This is a genomic window from bacterium (genome assembly GCA_020440705.1).
GTDB lineage: Bacteria > Krumholzibacteriota > Krumholzibacteriia > LZORAL124-64-63 > LZORAL124-64-63 > JAGRNP01.
In genome coordinates this window covers 37241-55231 of sequence record JAGRNP010000004.1, presented here as the reverse complement: position 1 = coordinate 55231, position 17991 = coordinate 37241, and the positions used below count along the sequence as shown (strand labels likewise).

General features: G+C 69.9%; 12 protein-coding genes. 5 read left to right on the top strand and 7 right to left on the bottom strand.

The window, feature by feature from the left end:
- Together KDM41_01590 and serS are read right to left on the bottom strand one after the other, a co-directional pair.
- Positions 1-369 (bottom strand): hypothetical protein (locus KDM41_01590; protein ID MCB1182094.1); only part of this gene is annotated, 369 nt, incomplete at its 3' end.
- Positions 369-1628, bottom strand: coding sequence for a serine--tRNA ligase (gene serS / locus KDM41_01585; protein ID MCB1182093.1), 1260 nt, complete (start codon positions 1626-1628; stop codon positions 369-371). The genes serS and KDM41_01590, both read right to left, overlap by 1 nt.
- Before the next feature lie 237 nt (positions 1629-1865).
- On the opposite strand from serS, the gene pyrF reads away from it, so the two are divergent.
- The 3 genes from pyrF to KDM41_01570 are packed head-to-tail and all read left to right on the top strand — an operon-like array spanning position 1866 to position 3973.
- Positions 1866-2618, top strand: a complete 753-nt coding sequence (gene pyrF / locus KDM41_01580) for an orotidine-5'-phosphate decarboxylase (GenBank protein MCB1182092.1) — start codon at positions 1866-1868, stop codon at positions 2616-2618.
- A gap of 46 nt (positions 2619-2664) precedes the next feature.
- Entirely contained in the window at positions 2665-3237 is a 573-nt protein-coding gene (pyrE, locus tag KDM41_01575; GenBank protein MCB1182091.1) for an orotate phosphoribosyltransferase, read from the top strand.
- A gap of 1 nt (position 3238) precedes the next feature.
- Positions 3239-3973 (top strand): polyphenol oxidase family protein, encoded by a 735-nt coding sequence (locus KDM41_01570; protein MCB1182090.1) that lies wholly within the window; start codon positions 3239-3241, stop codon positions 3971-3973.
- Positions 3974-4049: 76 nt separating this feature from the next.
- Here KDM41_01570 and KDM41_01565 read toward each other — a convergent pair whose 3' ends face one another.
- The 3 genes from KDM41_01565 to KDM41_01555 form a co-directional block, all read right to left on the bottom strand.
- On the bottom strand, positions 4050-9641 hold the full coding sequence (locus KDM41_01565; GenBank protein MCB1182089.1) for a S8 family serine peptidase: 5592 nt from the start codon (positions 9639-9641) through the stop codon (positions 4050-4052).
- A 207-nt stretch (positions 9642-9848) separates the two neighbouring features.
- Entirely contained in the window at positions 9849-13328 is a 3480-nt protein-coding gene (locus KDM41_01560; protein MCB1182088.1) for a methylmalonyl-CoA mutase family protein, read from the bottom strand.
- A gap of 98 nt (positions 13329-13426) precedes the next feature.
- Entirely contained in the window at positions 13427-13912 is a 486-nt protein-coding gene (locus tag KDM41_01555; protein ID MCB1182087.1) for an Lrp/AsnC ligand binding domain-containing protein, read from the bottom strand.
- A 161-nt stretch (positions 13913-14073) separates the two neighbouring features.
- On the opposite strand from KDM41_01555, the gene KDM41_01550 reads away from it, so the two are divergent.
- Both KDM41_01550 and KDM41_01545 read left to right on the top strand, forming a co-directional pair.
- Complete coding sequence (locus KDM41_01550) at positions 14074-15132, top strand: hypothetical protein (GenBank protein ID MCB1182086.1); 1059 nt, start codon at positions 14074-14076, stop codon at positions 15130-15132.
- Between the two features lie 80 nt (positions 15133-15212).
- Positions 15213-15692, top strand: coding sequence for a DUF4442 domain-containing protein (locus tag KDM41_01545; GenBank protein MCB1182085.1), 480 nt, complete (start codon positions 15213-15215; stop codon positions 15690-15692).
- Here the strand turns inward: KDM41_01545 and KDM41_01540 are convergent, their stop codons facing one another.
- Positions 15693-16346 carry a phosphoribosylanthranilate isomerase gene (locus tag KDM41_01540; protein MCB1182084.1) on the bottom strand — a complete coding sequence of 218 codons (654 nt, stop codon included), beginning with the start codon at positions 16344-16346 and terminating at the stop codon, positions 15693-15695.
- Positions 16347-16362: 16 nt separating this feature from the next.
- Positions 16363-17955 carry a hypothetical protein gene (locus KDM41_01535; GenBank protein ID MCB1182083.1) on the bottom strand — a complete coding sequence of 531 codons (1593 nt, stop codon included), beginning with the start codon at positions 17953-17955 and terminating at the stop codon, positions 16363-16365.
- Between the last annotated feature and the right edge of the window lie 36 nt (positions 17956-17991).

The window sequence follows — 17991 nt, the reverse complement described above, 5'->3', positions numbered from 1 at the left end:
GTTGCTCGGCCGCGACAGGTTCTCGCTCAGCAGGATCTGGTACTCCGGCACCGGGATGCCGATCACCGGCGTGTTCCAGACGAGGGGCCGTCCCGCGTTGTCCGTCAGGATGAACGGCACCTCGTTCTCGTTGATGATCTCGATGATCGGCTGGACCTCGGACAGGTCCTGGGCCGTGAACAGGCGGCTGGCCACCCCGCTGAGCAGCTTGGTCGTCAGGTAGGCCTGCCGCTCGACGCTCTGGCTGACCCGGATCGTGAAGACCGTCGTGATCACGACGATGCTCACGCTGCCGAGCAGCAGGTAGATGTTGAAAAGGTAGCGGCGGCGCAGCCCGGGAACCCTGATCCTGCCGAAGAGGCCGCTCATCAGCCGATGTGCTCGAGTCCGCCCAGGTAGGGGCGCAGGACGTCGGGCACGCGCACGCGCCCGTCGGCGGTCTGGTAGTTCTCGAGGATCGCGACGAGCACCCGCGGCAGGGCCAGGCCGGATCCGTTCAGGGTGTGGACGAAGCCCTTGGCCTCGGCCCCCCGGTAGCGGATCCCGGCGCGGCGCGCCTGGAAGTCGACGAAGTTGCTGCAGGACGAGACCTCGAGCCACTTGCCGACCCCCGCCGACCACACCTCCAGGTCGTAGCACTTGCTGGCGGCGAAGCTGAGGTCGCCGGTGGCCAGGGCCAGCACGCGGTAGGGCAGCCCGAGCTTCTGCAGCAGCTCCTCGGCGTCGGCGGTGAGCGACTCGAGCTCCTCCCACGAGGTTTCCGGCGCCACGAACTTCACCATCTCCACCTTGTGGAACTGGTGCACCCGCAGCAGGCCGCGGGTGTCCTTTCCCGCCGCGCCGGCCTCGCGCCGGAAGCAGGGCGAGAAGGCGCAGTACTTCAGGGGCAGGTCGGCCTCGTCGAGGGTCTCCTGCATGTGCACGTTCGTCACCGAGACCTCGGCCGTGGGGATCAGGTACAGGTCGTCGACGGTGCAGTGGTACATGTCGTCGGCGAGCTTGGGCAGCTGGCCGGTGCCCTGCATGGCGGCCGGATTCACCAGGTACGGCACGTTGAACTCGGTGTAGCCCTGCACGGCATGGACGTCGAGGAACCAGTTGATGAGCGCCCGTTCGAGGCGCGCCCCGGCGCCGCTGAGGATCGTGAAGCCGCTGCCGGACATGCGCGCCGAGCGCTCCGGGTGCAGGATGCCGAGCTCGGCGCCCAGGTCCCAGTGCGGCAGGACGTCGAAATCGGGCGTGACCGGTTCCCCCCAGGTGCGCACGACCTGGTTGTTCTCCTCGCCGCCCTCGGGGGCCGACGGGTGCGGGATGTTCGGGATGCGCAGGTAGAGGGCCTCCACCTCCGCCTCGAGGGCGTCGGTCTGGGCCTTGAGGTCCTTGATGCGCGTGGAGACGTCCTTCATGGCCGCGATGGCGGCGCCGGCGTCCGCGCCCGCCTTCTTGGCCTCGGAGATGGCCTTGTTGGCGCGGTTCGCCTCGGCCTGCAGGGTCTCGATCTCCTGCAGGGCGGCCCGCCGGCGCTCGTCGGCCTCGTAGTAGGCGTCGATGTCGACGGACTCGTTCTTCAGGGCGACGGCGCGGGTCACCAGGTCCCGGTTCTCACGCAGGAATTTGCGGTCCAGCACGGAGCAGCCTCACTTTCGACCCGCCGCCGGCGGGCACACGGACGCACGGGCACCGGTCCCCGGCTTCCGACCGGGAAATGAATTTGCAATCCGGTGTCCCGACTGTTAGAAGGTTAGTAGCAGGATGTCGGGCTCGGCAAGGCAAATCGCCCCGTGCGGGCCCCATCCGCAGGTGAATCCCGGGTGCCCCTCACCCGGCGACGTCCCGGACGCCCCGACCGAAAGACCGTCACCAGCATGGACCGCTCGAGCCTGCTCTCCGCCCTGCGCGCCCTGCCCCCCGGCCGGCGTGTGATCACCGCCCTGGACGTGCCCGGGGCCGACGAGGCCCTCGACCTCGCCACCCGCCTCGGCCCCGCCGGGGGCTTCGTGAAGGTCGGCCTGGAACTCTTCTCGGCCGCCGGGCCCGCGGTGGTCGGTCGCCTGCAGGACCTCGGTCGCGACATCTTTCTCGACCTGAAGTACCACGACATCCCCAACACGGTGGCCGGCGCGGCGCGGGTCGCGGCCGCCCTGGGGGCCGGCCTGTGCACCATGCACGCCGGCAACGGCCGCGCCGCCATCGCCGCGGCGGCCGCAGCCCTGGCCGCAGGCGCGCCCCATCCGGTGACCGGTCGACGCCCGGCCCTGCTGGCGGTCACCGTCCTGACGAGCCTCTCCGAGGACGAGCTCCAGGAGACGGGCCCCTCGCCCGACTCGCTCCAGGAGCGGGTCATCCGGCTGGCGCGACTGGCCTGGGACGCCGGCTGCGACGGCCTGGTCTGCTCGGCCGCCGACCTGCCGCGCCTGCGCGAGGCGATCGGCCCCGACCCGCTCATCGTGACCCCGGGCATCCGGCCGGCCGGCGCCGCCGTCGACGACCAGCATCGGGTGACCACCCCCCGGCAGGCCATGGACGCGGGAGCCGACTTCCTCGTCATCGGCCGCCCCATCACCAAGGCTCCGGACCCGGCGGCCGCCCTGGCCGCCATAGCCGCGGAACTGGCCTAGACCGGCCCGACGGACCGGCCGGGCCCAGCCGCCCGAGGAAGGCGACATGACCGAAGACAAGGTTCTCTCCCTGATGAAGGAGCTCGGCGCCCTGCACAGCGGCCATTTCCTGCTGAGCAGCGGCCTGCACAGCGACACCTACTTCCAGTGCGCGAAGATCCTGCAGTTCCCCGATCTGGCCCGGGAACTCGGGGCCGCCATGGCGGAGTTCTTCGCCGACACGCCCCACGACCTGGTGGTCAGCCCGGCCCTCGGCGGCATCCTCATCGGGCACGAGGTGGCCCGGGCCCTCGGCCGCCGCTTCGTCTTCTCCGAGCGCAAGGACGGCGAGATGATGATCCGCCGCGGCTTCGAGATCGCCCCCGGCGAGAAGGTCATCGTCGCCGAGGACGTGGTGACGCGCGGCACGAGCCTGCTCGAGGTGATCGCGTGCGTCGAGGCGGCCGGCGGCGTGGTCACCGGCCTGACGAGCATCATCGACCGGACCGGGGGCGACGCGGGGCTGCCCCTGCCCCTGCAGTCGCTGGCGCGGGTGACGGTCGCGACCTTCGAGCCGGCCGCGTGCCCCCTGTGCGCCGACGGCGTCCCGGTGGTCAAGCCGGGCAGCCGCGGCAACTGAGATGCGGCCCGCCTGGTGGCGCGACGCCCCCGGCGTAACCGCCGAATCCGGCTGGGCCTGCGGCTGGAGCACGACCGCCGGCCCCGACTTCGCCTCCGCCCCCGATTCCCCCGCGCACGCCCGCGCCGTCGCCGACCTGGCGTCGGCCGCCGGCGTGGCGGCGGCGGCGTGGGCCCGACAGGTCCATGGCGGCACAGCCCTGCGCGCCGACGGCCCCGGCTGCCTCGGGGACGCGGACGCGCTCTGGACCGCCCGACCCGGACTCGCCGTCGTCGGACGGGGGGCCGATTGCCCCCTGGTCCTCGTCATGGGGCCCGACGCGGCCGGCGCCGGGCGCTGGGGGTTCGCCCATGCCTCCTGGCGCAGCACCGTCGCCGGCATCACCGGCGGCCTGCTCGCCGACATGGCCGCCGACGGCATGCGGCCCGACCGCACGCGGGCGGTCATCGCGCCGTCGGCGGGCCCGTGCTGCTACGAAGTGGGTCCGGAGGTGGCCGCCGCGGCCCGGGATCACTTCGGCGCCGCCGCGTCGGACTGGTTCCCGCTGCTCGGCGACGGTCGCGCCTTCGACCTGTGGCGGGCCGCGGCCCGGGAGCTGGAGACGGGCGGCGTGCCGGCCGCGGCCATCCGGCCGAGCGGGATCTGCACCATCTGCGGCACCGGCCCCTACCCCAGCCACCGGCGCGAGCAGGGCCGGGCCGGGCGCTTCGCCGCCCTCAGCGGCGGCCGCGTCTGAAACCACTCCGGCCCGAAACGAGACAACGGCCCCGGGATCGCTCCCGGGGCCGTTGCCGTGTGGTGGAAGACCGCCGCTACTTGAGCAGGGTCATCCGACGGGTGAACACCTCGTCACCCGCCTGCAGACGGTAGAAGTACACACCGGACGGCATGCTGCGACCGGCGTCGTCCTGACCCTGCCAGACGCGCACGTGGCGCCCGGCCACGAAGCGGCCGTCGGCCAGGGTCCGCACGAGCGAACCGCGGACGTCGTACACCTTCAGGACCACCCGGCCATCCTTGGGCAGGCTGAACCGGATCTCGGTCATGGGGTTGAACGGGTTCGGCGCGTTCTGGTCCAGGGCGACCCGACGCGGCAGGATCTCGTCGGCGACCGGCGAAGGATCCGACACGGTCAGGCTGACCGGGACCTGCAGCTCCGGCGTGATCGGATCATCGCTCTGGATCCGGACCATGCCTTCGTGCAGGCCGAGCTCGAGGTCGGTCGAGTCGAGGCCGACCATCAGGTCGACGCTGCCGCCCGCCGGGATCGTCCCGGCCGTCGGCGTGCAGGTCATCCACTCGGGCAGGCTGCGGAACTGGATGGCCATGTTGTCGTGCAGGTAGGCCGTGTTGTAGGCCACCTGCAGACCGACCGTGCCGGTCCCGTCCTGGATGCCGACCGTGTAGCTCGCCGGCGAACCGACCAGCGTCAGGTACTGCATCGTGATCACGCCGTTGGGCGACAGGATCACCTCGAAGGTGAACGGGCCGGTCCCGCTGTTGGTCGAGCTGTACGGCATCACGCCGTCGTACATCACGACCAGGTTCCCGCCGACGACCTCGTAGTAGATGTCGCCGCTGCCGGTGGCGCCGAGGTTCAGGTCGTCCCAGAACGGGGCGATGAGGAACCCGGGCGCCGAGGCGTTCGGCAGGGCGGCGTTGGTGTAGGCGGTGAGCGTGCTGCCGAACGTCATGAAGCCGTTCGTGCAGACCCGGAAGTCGGTGAACGTCGTCCCGTAGAAGTCGAACGAGAAGCCGATCGGGAACGGGCCGCTGTTGGTGTCGTCACCGGTGGTGATGGCCGCGGTGCCGGTCTCGCTGATGTCGATCCACGAGAACGCCGGACCGCCCGCCTCGTCGCTGTCCTTCCAGCTGTAGCCGAAGAGGTCCGGGCCGCCGGCGCCGAGAGCGCCGATGCCGGCGTCCTTGGCATCCTTCGGGGCCTCGACGAACTCGGGCTTCTCGACCACGCCGCGCGCGGCCATGGCCTTGGAGTACATGTCCGGCGAAGGCACGGTGAAGTTGAGATCGCCCGTCCCGCTGTTGGTGACGGTGATGATCTCCGTGCTCTGCTGGTTCGGGTACAGACCGGCGACCACGCTGCCCGGGGCGGCGGCGATCGCGCCGGGGGCCACGCCCACGCCCGTCAGGAAGACGGCGTGCACGGGCTCCAGCGGATCGTTGGTCGTGATGGTCAGCGTCCCGGCCTGGGTGTCGACGGCCGCCGGGGTGAACGTGACGTTCACCTGGGCGACGCTGCCCGGATCGACCGTGAACGGAGCCGCCACGTCGAGGGTGAAGACGCCGTTGTCGACGGTCAGGTCGGTGACGTTGAGCACGCCACAGCCCTCGTTGGCGATGGTGAGGGGCAGGGTGCCCGTCTGGCCCAGGAACACGTCGCCGAGGTCCAGGGCGGTCGCCGAGACCAGGACGTCCGGCTGGCCGTCGAGGTTCAGGGTGACCGGAACCGCGAGGTCCGGCGTGTCCGGGTCGTTGCTGAGGATGTGCAGGTTGGCGAGCATCTGCGCCGCGCACAGGCCGGTCGCGTCGAAGCCCACGGTGATGTCGGCGGTCTGGCCCGGCAGGATCGTGCCCGAAGCCGGACCGGCGCTCAGCCAGGGAGCGACGGACTCGAACCGCACGGCCAGGCCGTCGGCGACGTAGTTGGCGTTGAAGGCCGGCGCCAGACCGTCGGTCGCGGTGCCGTTCTGGATGCCGACCGTCGCCTCGTTGAGGCGGGTGCCGAGCATCGTCTTGTAGTGGTACTCGATGCGTCCGCTCGGGTACAGGTGCACCTGGAAGGTGTACGGGCCGCCCGACGTGAGGCGCGGGGCGTCCTGGTACTGCACGATCAGGCGCTGCCCGTCGTAGTAGTAGTAGGCCGAACCGGAGCTGGTGAACGTCAGATCGTCGTGGAACGGGGCGATCAGGTTCTCCGGCGCGCTCGCGCTCGGCAGGTCGTAGTTCGTGTACGTCGTGGCCGTGCTCGTGAAGCTCAGCCAGCCGTTGGTGCAGGCCCGGAATTCGGTGAAGTCGTTGCCGTAGAACGGGAACGAGAAACCGATCGGGAACGGGCCGAGGTTCTGGTCATCGCCCGAGAAGGCGATGGCCGTACCGGTGCCCGAGATGTCGATCCAGTTGTAGGCCGGGCCACCGACCTCGTTGCTGTCGGTCCAGCGGTAGCCGAAGACGTCCGGGCCGCCGGAGCCGGTCACGACCGGACCGCCGATGCGGGGATCCTTCTCGCCCTTGGCCAGCTCGATGGGCAGGCTGCCGGGACGCGGCAGGGCGCCGGCCGACTTGACGATGATGTACTCGGCGTCGGGGATGGTGAAGTCCAGGTCGCCGAGACCGTTGTTGGTGATCGTCAGGGTCTGGGTCGAGGTCCCGCCGGTGGGCAGGGTCTCGGTCAGGCTCGTCGGATCGACCGAGATGTCCGGGAACTCGAGCCCGACGCCGGCCAGGGTGACGACGTAGGACGGCGCGTCCGGATCGTCGCTGGTGAAGGTCAGGTTGCCCGCGATGGCCCCCGCGCTGGTGGGCGCGAACGTCACCGGCACGATCAGGCTGGCCCCGGCCGTGAGCACCTGGGGCGCCGCGACGGTGGTCGAGTAGTCGGCGTTGTCGATGCCGATGCCCGAGATCGTCAGGTCGGCACAGCCCGCGTTGGTCACGGTGACGTCGATGGTCGCGTTGGCGGTGATGTACACTTCGCCGAAGTCGACCGCCGTCGGCGCGGCCTGGATGTCGGGCGTGCCGATCAGGTTCAGGCCCACCGGCACCACGAAGTCGGGCGTGGCCGCGTCGTTGCTGACGATGTGCAGGTTGGCGTCGAAGCTGCTGCCGCACAGGCCGGTCGCGTCGAAGACGACGTCGACGTTGGCCGACGCGCCCGCCGCCAGGCTGCCGCTGTTCGGGCTGGTGCTGAGCCACGGCGAGATGGCCACGAAGCGCACGGCCAGTCCGCTGTGCACGTAGGCCGAGTTGAAGACCACCGACAGGCCGTCGGTGCCGTCGCCGTTCTGGATGCCGATCGTGGCGCTGTCGCTCGGATCGACGATCGTCTCGTAGTGGTACTCGATGGTGCCGCCGGGATACAGGTGCAGCTGCATCGTGTAGTTGCCGCCACTGTCGTAGTGGTTGATCGCGTCGTACTGCACGATCAGGCGGGTGCCGTCGTAGTAGTAGTAGACGTTGCCGCCGGTGGAGGGGTTCAGGTCGTCCCAGAAGAGGGCCACCATGTTCGCCGGCGAGCTGGTCGACGGGACCGGGCCGTTGCCGGCCGGCGAGTCGGTGCTCGTGAAGCTGATGAAGCCGTTCGAGGCGATGTTGAACGAGGTGAACTCGGTCCCGTAGAACTCGAACGGGAAGCCGATGGCGAACGGACCGGCGCTGTTGTCGTCGGACAGCGAGACGCTGGTCCCGGTCGTGCTGATGTCGATCCAGTTGTAGGCCGGACCACCCACCGCGTCACTGTCGACCCAGTTGTAGCCGTAGGCGTCCGGGCCGCCGGAGCCGTCGATCGACACGATCGGGGCCAGGCCGTGGTCGCCCTTCTTCAGGGTCGGGTCGTATTCCCAGGTGCGGACCGGCGCGAAGGTGGCCTTCGCCGGGATGATGTACTCGGCGGTCGGGATCGAGAAATCCAGCACGCCCACGCCCGTGTTGGTCACGGTCAGGGTCTGGGTGGTGGTGCCGCCGGTCGTGAGGGTCGCCGCCAGGGTGGACGGGGCCACGCCGATGGTCGGGGGGCCGAGGGTCGTGGCGGACGGGCTGTTGGACAGGTCGCCGTAGTTGCCGTACTCGTCCTTGGCCCGGACGTTGAAGTAGTAGGTCGTCGACACGTCGAGGCCGAAGATCTGCATGCTCTCCGGGGTGCCGTAGACGCCCGGATCCGGCTCGCCCGTGACCTCGGTGGCCGCATCCCAGCTGGCCTGGTCGACGATCGGGCTGGTGGAGTAGCGCATGTCGTAGCTGCTCGGGGTGCCGACGGTGCCGTCGTCGCCCGGGGCGGTCCAGGTCACTTCGACCCAGTTCGAGGCGACGGCGCCCGCCGCCAGGTCGATCACGGCCGAGGGCGGGATCGAGTCGGGATCGGCCACCAGCTTCAGCAGGTTCAGCCGGGCGCCGGAAACGCACATCCCCGTCAGGCTCGGCAGGGGATCGTTGCCGACGGTCATCAGCAGGTTCTTGCCGTCATCGACGCTGATGGCGGGGAACCGGCCGCGCAGCATGGCGATGGCGCCCGCCACGTGGGGCGTCGCCATGGAGGTGCCGGAGAAGTCGCTGTAGGTGTTGCCGGGGGTCGTCGACCAGATGTGCAGGCCCGGGGCCGCGATGTCGACGGTGGTGGCGCCGAAGCTCGTCGACCACCAGCCGGGCTCGTTCACCGGGCTGTCCGTGCAGTCCGTCGCCATGACGGAGATCACGTTGCCGTTGGGGTAGTTGCTCGGGTAGTGCGGGGTGGCGTCGTTGTTGCTGCCGCTGTTGCCGGCCGCCGCCACGAAGAAGATGTCCGCCGCGTAGGCGGCCTCGATGGCCGCTTCCATGGCCGCGTCGTAGGGACCGCCGCCCCAGCTGTTGCTCATCACGTCGACGCCCATCAGGGTGGCGTACTCGATGCAGCTGATGGCGTTGGCCGTCGAACCGCTGCCGGCGGCCGTGAGGAACTTCAGGCCCATGATCGAGACGTTCCAGTTGACGCCGGCGACGCCGGTGGCGTTGTTGCCCACGCCGCCGATGGTGCCGGAGCAGTGGGTGCCGTGGTCGTTGTCGTCCATGGGGTCGGCATCGCCGTTGGCGAAGTCCCAGCCGTGGATGTCGTCGATGAAGCCGTTGCCGTCGTCATCGATGCCGTTGCCCGGGATCTCGCCGGGGTTCGACCAGATGTTCGCCGCCAGGTCGGGGTGGGTGTAGTCCACGCCCGAGTCGATCACGGCCACCAGCACCGAGGAGCTGCCGGTGTAGACGTCCCAGGCCTCGACCGCGTCGATATCGGCGTCGGCCACGGCCACGTTGCCGCTCGGATCGGTGAAATCACCGTCGTTGTTCATGCCCCACAGGTCGCCGAAGCGGGTGTCGTTGGGGATCTCCAGCGCATACAGCACGTAGTTCGGCTGGGCGTACTCGACACGGGGGTCGTCCTCGAGGCGGGACACGATGTCCTCGATGCGCCCCGTGACCTGCCAGTGTTCGGCCTTGATCTGCTTGAAGTCGCGCAGCTTGACGCCGGCAACGCTCGAGAAGAGGTTGCTCTTCTCGGCGCCCGGGACGCCATCCTTGAATTTGACGATGATCTGTCCGGGTACGTACTCGTAACCCGGCGCCACGGCGGCGAAGGCGCTGCTGCCCAGGGCGAACAGGAGCAGCAGGGTCATGGCGAGGATTCGGCGAGAGTAGGCCATGGGTGGTCCCTCCGAACGGTGATGGTTTGGGCTTCCAGATTGGTTTTCTGCACGGCTGGAAGATGTCGGTTAGCGAGGCGGTGCCCCCGCCCCGCCCCTTTCGGACCCGAGCATCCTATCAAATTCCCGGAGCAAAGTGAGGATGTTTTTCAATAAAGCGGGTCCGGCACCCCCGCGCCGGACCCGAAATCCCCTGTTTTCAACTGCCTACATGTTGCGCCGGTACTGCCCGCCCACCTGATAGAGCGCCGCCGAAATCTGCCCGAGCGAGCACGTCTTCGCCGTCTCCAGCATCGTCTCGAAGGTGTTCCGGTGCTCGACCGCCGCCTTCTGCAGGTCGGCCAGGGCCCGCGGGGCCGCCGCGGCGTTGCGCGCATGGAAGGCCGCGAGCGAAGCGATGGCGTACTCCTTCTCCTCCGGTCGGGAGCGGATGACCTCGCCCGGGACCACCGTCGGCGAACCCTGGGGATCGAGGTAGGTGTTCACGCCGACGATGGGCAGGTCGCCCGTGTGCTTGCGGCCCTCGTAGTAGAGCGATTCCTCCTGGATGCGCGTGCGCTGGTACATGCGCTCCATGGCCCCGAGGACGCCGCCGCGTTCGCTGAGGCTCTGGAACTCGGCCAGCACCGCCTCCTCCACCAGGTCGGTCAGTTCCTCGACGATGAACGCCCCCTGCAGCGGGTTCTCGTTGCGGGCCAGGCCCAGCTCCTTGTTGATGATCAGCTGGATCGCCATGGCCCGGCGCACCGACTCCTCGGTGGGCGTGGTGATGGCCTCGTCGTAGGCGTTGGTGTGCAGGCTGTTGCAGTTGTCGTAGATGGCGTACAGGGCCTGCAGGGTCGTGCGGATGTCGTTGAAGGCGATCTCCTGCGCGTGCAGGCTGCGCCCCGAGGTCTGGATGTGGTACTTCAGCTTCTGGCTGCGCTCGTTGGCCCCGTAGCGGTTCCGCATGGCCTTGGCCCAGATCCTCCGGGCAACGCGGCCCATGACGGAGTACTCGGGGTCCATGCCGTTCGAGAAGAAGAAGCTGAAGTTCGGCGCGAAGTCGTCGATGTTCATGCCTCGGGAGAGGTAGTACTCGACGAAGGTGAAGCCGTTGGCCAGGGTGAACGCCAGCTGGCTGATGGGATTGGCGCCGGCTTCGGCGATGTGGTAGCCGCTGATGCTCACGCTGTAGAAGTTCCGCACCTTGTGGTCGATGAAATGCTGCTGGATGTCGCCCATCATGCGCAGGGCGAACTCGGTCGAGAAGATGCACGTGTTCTGGGCCTGGTCCTCCTTGAGGATGTCCGCCTGCACCGTGCCGCGCACCTGGGTCAGGGTTTCGGCCCTGATCTTCTCGTACACCCCGCGGGGCAGCACCTCGTCGCCGCTGACGCCCAGGAGCATCAGGCCCAGGCCGTCGTTGCCCGGGGGCAGCTCGCCCTGGTAGCGCGGCCGGGGCACGCCCTTCTCCCGGTAGATGGCCTCGATCTTCGCCTCGACCTCGGCCTCGAGACCGTTGGCCCTGATGTGCTTCTCGCAGCCCTGGTCAACGGCTGCGTTCAGGAAGAACGCCAGCAGCATGGGCGCGGGGCCGTTGATCGTCATGGACACCGAGGTGGTCGGGCAGGCCAGGTCGAAGCCCGAGTAGAGCTTCTTGGCGTCGTCGACCGTGGCGATGGAGACGCCGCTGTTGCCCACCTTGCCGAAGATGTCCGGCCGGCGGTCGGGGTCCTCGCCGTACAGCGTGACCGAATCGAAGGCCGTCGACAGGCGCGCCGCCGGCATGCCCTGCGAGACGTAGTGGAAGCGCCGGTTGGTGCGCTCGGGACCGCCCTCGCCGGCGAACATGCGCGTGGGGTCCTCGCCCTCGCGCTTGAGGGGGAAGACCCCCGCGGCGTAGGGGAAGAAGCCGGGCACGTTCTCGGTCAGGAGCCACCGGAGGACGTCGCCCCAGTCCTCGTAGCGCGGCAGGCTCACCTTGGGGATGCGCGTGTGGCTGAGCGACGTCGTGAAGAGGTCCTGCTCGATGGTCCTGTCGCGCACCTGGAAGACGTACTTGTCGGCCCGGTAGCGTTCGACCATGCGGGGCCACTCCTGCAGCATGTCGCGGCAGCGCGGATCGAGGCGCTGCTCGATCTCGTTGTGGACCTCGACCAGGTCCTGCAGGTAGTCCGGCTCGCCCTCGATGCGGGCGATGGCGCGCACGACGCCCTTTCCGGCCGGCTCCTCCACCGAGACGGTGGTCGTGCCCGCCCGCTCGCGCAGCAGGCCGATGGTGCCGGCCAGCTGGTACAACTGCCGCGCGAGGGCGCTCTGTTCGGCCACGAAGCGGTCGTACTCGCGGCTGGCGTCGACGATCTCGCTCAGGTAGCGGACGCGTTCGGGCGGAATCACCCAGGCCCGCCGGCTCATGGCCGCGGTGATCTCGAAGGTCGAATGGAGCTCCGCGCCGGTCCGCTCGACGATCCGGTCCATGACCGCCTTGTACAACGTGTTCATGCCGGGATCATTGAACTGGCTGGCGATCGTGCCGTAGACGGGCAGCAGGTCGTCGGCGGTGTCGAAGAGGCCGTGGTTGCGCTTGAACTGCTTGCGCACGTCCCTGAGGGCGTCGAGGCTGCCGCGGTGGTCGAACTTGTTGATGGCGATCAGGTCGGCGAAGTCGAGCATGTCGATCTTCTCGAGCTGGGTCGCGGCGCCGTACTCGGCGGTCATCACGTAGAGCGAGACGTCCGAGTGCTCGGTGATCTCGGTGTCGCTCTGGCCGATGCCGCTGGTCTCGACGACCACGAGGTCGAAGCCCGCGGCCTTGCAGATGTCGATGCTGTGGCGGACGTACTTCGACAGCGCGAGATTCGACTGCCGCGTGGCGAGCGAGCGCATGTACACGCGCGGATGGTCGATGGCGTTCATGCGGATGCGGTCGCCCAGGAGGGCCCCGCCGCTGCGGCGCCGCGACGGATCGACGGAAATGATGGCAATGGTCCGGTCGTCGAAGTCGGCCAGGAAGCGCCGGACCAGCTCGTCGACCAGCGACGACTTGCCGGCCCCGCCGGTGCCGGTGATGCCCAGGACGGGGATCACGTGAGCGGGCGCCTGGGCCTGGACGGCGCGCATCAGTTCGTCGCTCCGGTCGGGATGGTTCTCGGCGAGGGAGATCAGGCGGCCGAGGGCGCGCGGGTCGCGCCGGGCCAGGCCCGCCAGATGGGGCGCCACGACCTTGTCCGTCGGCGCCTGTCCCACGGGGAAGTCGCACCGGCGCAGCACCTCGTTGATCATGCCCTGCAGCCCCATCTCGCGGCCGTCGTCCGGCGAGAAGATGCGCGCGATGCCGTAGGCGTGCAGTTCGTCGATCTCGGCGGGCAGGATCGTGCCGCCGCCCCCGGCGAAGATGCGGATGTCGACGCCCGCCTCCCGGACCAGGTCGTGCATATACTTCAGGTACTCGACGTGGCCGCCCTGGTAGCTGGTGATGGCGATGCCCTGGGCGTCCTCCTGGATGGCGCAGTCGACGATCTCCTGGACCGAGCGGTTGTGTCCGAGATGGATCACCTCGGCCCCGCTGGCCTGCAGGATGCGCCGCATGATGTTGATGGCCGCGTCGTGGCCGTCGAAGAGCGAAGCCGCCGTGACGATCCGCACGTGGTTCTCGGGGCGGTAGGGGGCGGCGTCATGGTCGGTGCCGACAGGATGCTCGGACATGGTCACCTCGCGGACGGGGGCGGGCCGGACCGGACGGTCCGGCGGGGTCTGTGCACGCTCCCAATCTAGCACAGGGGTCGCCGCGGGGAAAATCCGGATCAGCCGCCGCGGGGCCCGTCCCCCACCGCCACCAGCGGCGGATCGCGGCGCACGGCCGTGTCGAGGATCACGAAGGTCTCGGTGGACTGGATCTCGGGAAAGCTCTGCAGCCGGCCCGAAAGCAGTTCGTACAGGTCCCGCATGTTGCGCGCCACGACCTTGGCCAGGAGACTGTAGGTGCCCGTCGTGTACGACATCTCGGTGATCTCGGGGATCTCGAGCAGGCGCGCGCGCACGGCCGCGCTGTGTCCGGCCCGCCGCAGCCGGATCCCCACCAGGGCCGTCACGTCGTAGCCCAGGCGGCCGTAATCGATGATCAGCCGGGATCCGGTGACGATCCCGGCCTCCTTCAGCTTCGCCATCCGCTGATGGATGGTGCCCCCCGAAACACCCAGCTCCCGGGCGATTTCCAGATACGGCCGCCGGCTGTCCTCCCGCAGGGCCGTCAGCAGATCGCGGTCCAGGCTATCGATCCGGTACTCCATGGGGCCGATCCTTCCGGTCAGAATGCTGATTTTTTTCAACTACGGCAAATATAATAACGATTCGATAGTTTAAAAAGCATAATAAATGCTTAATTGACAACACTTTGTGCCGATATATATAATTATGGCATTCCAGAACCCCGTCACGCGAGGAGATCGTCATGAGCAGCACCCCGAGCCCGACCGCCCCCGGTCCCCATCTGGCCATCGGCCGCATCACCCCGGTCGACGTCCACGACCCCGCCGTGCGGGCCGCCGTCGCCGCCGCCGCCGCGGCCCTGACCCGCCCGGGCCTGCGGGACATCCTGGCCGTGCGCACGGCGATCCAGCAGTTTCTCGGCGCCGAACTCGCCGCCGCGGGGTACGTGCACCCGCCGGTGTACATGCTCAGCGGCTGCACCGACCCCCTGAACCACCAGACCTGGCCGGCGCGGCTCGGCTACTACGGCGACGAGGTCTCCGTGACCCAGTCCCTGATCCTGCAGAAGATGCTGCTGGTCATGCTCTCCCCCGCGACGCGGGTGTTCTGGGCCTCGCCCAACATCCGCATGGAGATGGGCGTCGCAGCCAGGGGCCACAAGTACGCCTCCGAGTTCATGCAGGTCGATTTCGAGGCGCGGGACGCGACCATGGGCGGGATGATCGCCTTCATCGGCGGGCTGCTCGCGCGGCTGCACACCCACCTGAACGACGTGTGCGCGGACGAGCTGCGGCGGGTCCGGGGATCGCTGCTGCCGGATCTCGCCCGGCCGCCGGCCGTGTACGATGCGGCCTGGGAGAAGTCCCGGCGGGGCCTGTCCCGCGACGACGAGGTCGAGGCGGCCCTGGCCGAGGAGTGCGGCGACCGGCCCTTCATCCTGACGAACCTGGCCCGCGAGGCCTACGACTGCCTCGACCGGGTCAGCGGGCGATTCCTCAACTACGACGTGGTGTATCCGCCCTGCGGCGCCAACCCCCACCCGGTCGAGTGCCTGTCGGGCGCCGAGCGCACGCGGTCGCTGCCCGACCTGCGCGAGCGCATGGAGGAACTCGGCTACCCGCTCGCCTACTTCGAGCCCTTCTTCGCGCTGTTCGCGGCCGCGCGGCCGGAAGCCGAGGCCATCACCTGCGCCGGAGGGGGATTCGGCGTGGAGCGCCTCGCCTACGCCCTGCTGGGGCTGCGGGACATCCACGAGGTGTACCCGCTGCCCCGGCCGGCGGAGGGCCGCATCGCCGTCTAGCGCGGGTTGACGGACGGGCCGGAAGGGTCATACTACGGGGGCGCCGCGTCGCCCCCGTTCCCCGTTCCCGGAGCGCCGTCATGTCCGACCGCAACCTCTGGCGCGAGACCTGGTCCCTGCGCCTGTACGCCCTGGCCAGGATTCCGCTGATCGCCCTCGTGCGCCCCACGCTCCTGGTGGCCGACGCCGAGCGATGCGTGGTCCGCCTGCCCCTGACCTGGTTGACACGGAACCACCTGAAGTCCATGTACTTCGGTGCCCTGAGCATCGGAGCCGACGTGGCCGGCGGCCTGATCGTCATGAACCTGATCCGGCGGCGGCGCTCACGGGTCGCCTTCCTCTTCAAGGACTTCCAGGCCGATTTCCACAAGCGGGCCGAAGGGGCGGTGGTCTTCACCTGCGGCGACGGCGCCCGGCTGCGGGCGCTGCTCGACCGGGCCGAAGCGAGCGGGGAGCGCGACGAGGACACGGTGACCGTGGTCGCCACCGTGCCCGACAGGCTGGGGTCCGAACCCGTCGCGACCTTCCGGTTGACGATCAGTATGAAGCGCCGGGACTGATCAGCCGGCCGCGCGCACCGCGGCCATGAAACGGTGGAGCTTGTCCGGATCGAGGCGATCGTCCGTCCGCACTCCCGTGCACACGTCGACGCCGAACGGCCGCACCGTCGCGATGGCCTCGCCCACGTTGGCCGCGTTCAGCCCCCCCGCCAGGAAGACCGGAACCTGCACCCGGCGCACGATCTCCGCGTCGACGCTCCAGTCGTGGGTGCGGCCGGTGCCGCCCAGTTCGCGCCGCGGTCCCTCCGTGCGGCCGGTGTCGAGCAGCAGGGCGTCGACGAGGGGGGCGTAGGCTTCGGCCACCTCGAGGGCGCCGCGGTCGCTGACGTGGATGACCTGCATCAACCGGACGCCCCGCGCCCGGCGGCGCAGCTCCGGGAAGACCGCCGGCGCCACCCGCTCGCAGAGTTGCAGCGCGGCCGGCCGCAGCCGCTCCACCTGGGCCACGAGCTCGTCGGCCGTGGTCAGGCTCGTGAGCACCTCGGAGTAGACCGGGAACGGCGTGGCGGCCGTCAGCCGGGCGATGACGTCCTCGGAAATGACGCCGGGCCCGCTGGGCATGTGCGAGACGAACCCGAGGGCGGCCGCCCCCGCCCGCACGGCGAGCGCGAGTTCATTCTCGTCCCGAATGCAGCAGATCTTCGTCCGGACCATGGTCCCGTCCTCCGTGTCAGATGCCGATCCGGCAGGTCAGGCGCCACCAGTCGCGACTGACCAGCGACGCCGTCGTGTGGTCCGGCTCGTAGCTCTCCGGGTCGGCCTTCTCGCGGAACCACTCCACGCCGACCTCCCAGATGGCGGGCGCCGTGCCCGCGAGGGGGCGACGGCGCAGGCTCAGACCGAGACCGCGGCGGCTGCCCGATCCCGGCGTCAGGCCCGGGGTGCCCCAGCGCAGCCCCTCGCCCCGGGCCACCCACTCCCAGCGCCGCGCGCCCGGGCGCCAGCGCAGCAGACCCATGAAACCCTCCGACGAACCGCCGTGGGGGTGGCCGATGAGGGTGCCCTCGTGGGTGTAGCCTTCCACGTAGCCCCCGTTGGAGTACCACAGCCCCTTGTCGTGCCACAACTCGCTGATCTCGAAGGCCGCGTCCCAGGCCGCACTCAGCAGCTCGCAACCGGCGACGCTGGCCGGGATCGAGATCTCGGGCACGACGCCCCACGGCCCCGAGGGCAGGAAATCGGTCCCACCATAGTTCCAGTAGAGCCGACCCGCCTCCGCCGGCAGCACCGGCCAGGGCGCGTCGCGCCAGCGGAACTCGAACTGGACCGAGAAGATGCGGTCGGTGATGGGCCCGCTCTCCCCCTCGCGCCAGGTGGTCCCGATGACCGGGAAGTTGATCTGCAGGAGATCGGGCCAGAGGGTGCCGTCGCGGGCCGTGGCCATGACCGTGTGCGTCGCGTGGGCGCGGAACCAGGACGTGACGTTCCAGCCCACCAACCACTGGAAGAACCAGGGCCGAGCCTGCTTAAAGTGGTTGCCGAAGGGATCGGCGTAGCGGACCTCGCGGCGCGACAGCTGCCCTACCCGCAGCAGGGCGTCGTCCGGGGCCAGGTGCGTCATGATGCCGGACCAGCGGAAGGGAGCCGTGCGGCGGGCGGTCAGGGCCGGAAAGGCCAGGCCGCCGTGGTCCAGGTTCAGGTCGCCGCTCAGGCCCGGTCCGGTCAGGCGCTGGTCCCAACCCAGCGAGAGGGCCCAGCGGCCGAGGCGGGCGCCCACGACGGCGCGGGTCAGCCGGCCCCGCCAGGCGCCGTCGTCGAGGCGCCAGTCGCGCGTGTCCCGGCGACCGGTGCCCGGATGCCAGTCCGGCCAGGTGAGCGGATCGGTGCCGTCGGTGCCGGCGAAATCGACACCGCCGGCGGCGAGACGGCCGGACAGGCGCCATGTCACCGCGGTCCAGAAGACCCCGGCCGCGGCCTCGACCGCCGGCTCGAAGGCGAGGTTGGTGCCGGCGGGCCAGCCCAGGCCGCCCTCGTCGGGCACGACGTCGCCGAGACCGGAGAAGCCCGCCAGGACGCGGCCGCCGATGCGGACGCGCGGCGGGTGCGTCTTGCATGGGCAGCCCGACCACGTGAGCCCCGACTCGCCGCGGAAACGCGCGCGCAGCCAGAGCAGGCGGGCGTACTCGGCATCGTCGGCGAGGGCGGGCGCCGCGCCGCCCAGGGCGGCGGCGTCGACGCGATCGAGCAGGTCGGCGAGTTCGGCCCCGGAGACGGGGCGGGTGGCGGGCGGGAAGAAGCCCGCCGCGAGGGCGAAGCGGTTCACGTCGGACCAGGGTACGGTGCGGGCATCGAGTTCGAC